General features: G+C 57.2%; 2 protein-coding genes. One reads left to right on the top strand and one right to left on the bottom strand.

Annotated features, from left to right (window positions below):
* The coding region (locus EV688_RS17275) for a sodium:calcium antiporter (protein WP_131917733.1) at positions 1-854 on the bottom strand (854 nt) is incomplete at its 3' end.
* A 405-nt stretch (positions 855-1,259) separates the two neighbouring features.
* On the opposite strand from EV688_RS17275, the gene EV688_RS17270 reads away from it, so the two are divergent.
* The gene (locus tag EV688_RS17270) at positions 1,260-1,892 is read left to right on the top strand and encodes a sodium:calcium antiporter (protein WP_131917731.1); all 633 of its coding nucleotides are present in this window, start codon (positions 1,260-1,262) and stop codon (positions 1,890-1,892) included.
* The last annotated feature ends 77 nt before the right edge of the window (positions 1,893-1,969 follow it).

The raw sequence follows: 1,969 nt of genomic DNA, 5'->3' as shown, positions 1-1,969 counted from the left end.
TGACTTGCGGGAAATCGTTGCAACCGTCCGTGCGTTGGTACCGCCCAAGGCAAAATAGTCACGCTGGCAACGACGTCTTGGAATGACCGGTTACGTACGTTGGCAATGCAGGTGACACCGCGACCCTGTCGCGCGGCACGGATGGAAACAAAGGCGTCGGGGATCGAGGTGCCGGCTGCCACCACGGTGATGCCCCAAAGGAAACTGGGCGTGTCAAAAATGTCACCAAAGTGGATGGCGGCCTGCACTAATGCCTCCACACCCAGGACGATGATGACCAGAGAACCAGCCAGTTTTGCCCATTCCTTGCCCGGCCTGATACCGGCAGTATCCTCTTCTCCGGTATGGTCAATGGTGTCCTGATACTGCACGAAGATGTAGAGCGCATAAAGCGCCAAGGGGATGAGTGCAAGCCAGCGAGTGATCTCGCCGCGAAGCGCCGAATCACCGGTGTTGACCGGGTTATAAATAATGGCAAAGGAAAAAGTGAGCGTCAGCACAGCCACGGCAATCATGTAGAACTGGGCTTCCTTGTAGACAAGGTCCCGATTGGAGCGAAGTTGTTCATGGCTGACCAGCCCCGAGATTGCAGGAATCACCATGATGTTGAACAGCGCCGAGCCGACAATGGCGCCCACACCCAGCTCGAACTCACCGTGTACCAACGTCGAGATCACCACGGTGGAAAGCTCCGGAAAGCTGGAGCCCACAGCCACGACGATGGCGCCCTGTACGATTTCAGGCAGTTTGTACCAGGCAGACAGACGCTGGCTGGCTGACTCCAGCAGACCACTGCCGAACCAGACGATTGCCGCGCCGATAATGGCGACGACGGTCCAAAGGAGGATACCCATAGCTACCCGGTTTCACTCCTGATCATTCAGTGACAATTACGACGCCCGAGCAGAGTCGCTAGTGAATCACCCCATGCATCCGCAAGAAACATTGGCGCCAAGGTGATCTGGAACCCACAACCTAATCATAAAAGGGTTCAGCGCTGTGGTGCAATTGTGGGCCGGAAAACGTAGCCCCGTCCCTGTCGCAAGGCTACTCAGCTTGATCTGTCTCTACGAAAATAGCTAGACTATGCGCTTTGTCGTTGGGCGTTTTCAACGGGTAAGCCACCTGTCGCATTATGGCATTTACCGCACACGCCCATGCCCCGTCGTTCAACCGTGTCCGCACAGTAACGTGCTTGAATAACCCGCGCGCTCACATAGCGGCGTAACGATTGCGTTTACAATAAGTAGGAACTTGCTATGGTAATCGCATCATTGGCCATTCTGGTTGGCTTCGTCTTGCTGGTCTGGAGCGCGGATCGCTTTGTTGAGGGCGCGGCGGCGACAGCCAGACACGTCGGGATGCCATCACTGGTTATCGGCATGGTGATCGTTGGATTCGGCACCTCGGCACCGGAAATGGTCGTCTCCGCCATGGCGGCTCTGGACGGCAACCCCGATCTGGCACTGGGCAACGGTCTGGGTTCGAATATCACCAATACCGGCCTCATTCTCGGCATTACGGCATTGGTCGCGCCGATTGCCGTCCACTCGAAGATCGTTCGCAGGGAACTGCCACTACTATTCTTCATTGGCCTGGTGCTGGGCGCCCTGTTGTGGAATGGCAGCATCAGCCGGGGCGACGCTTTCCTTCTACTGACGGGCTTTTTCGCCTTGTTGGCGTGGACCATTGTCGCCGCCATACGCGGCCGGGGCGATTCTCTCGAAGCAGAAACCGATGCGGAAATGGCCGCCCGGTCGATGGCGCCTCGCAAAGCCGTTTTCTGGCTGGTGGCAGGCCTGGTCCTGCTGGTGATCAGCTCACGCATTCTGGTGTGGGGCGCGGTCACGATCGCGCAGACGCTCGGTATCAGCGGTAACCGTTCATTCTGAGGCGTTCTATTCTATCCGCTAAGCCAGCGGTACCGTTCTCCTGGTCGACCACAGGAGAACACGCATGACAGCTTCCA

The organism is Chromatocurvus halotolerans (genome assembly GCF_004340525.1).
In the GTDB taxonomy this organism is placed as follows: domain Bacteria; phylum Pseudomonadota; class Gammaproteobacteria; order Pseudomonadales; family Halieaceae; genus Chromatocurvus; species Chromatocurvus halotolerans.
This window is presented reverse-complemented; position numbering and strand designations above follow the sequence as displayed.

Coding starts and splice junctions, on each gene's coding strand:
- EV688_RS17270 (WP_131917731.1), top strand. CDS start 1,260: ATGGTAATCGCATCATTGGCCATTCTGGTTGGCTTCGTCTTGCTGGTC.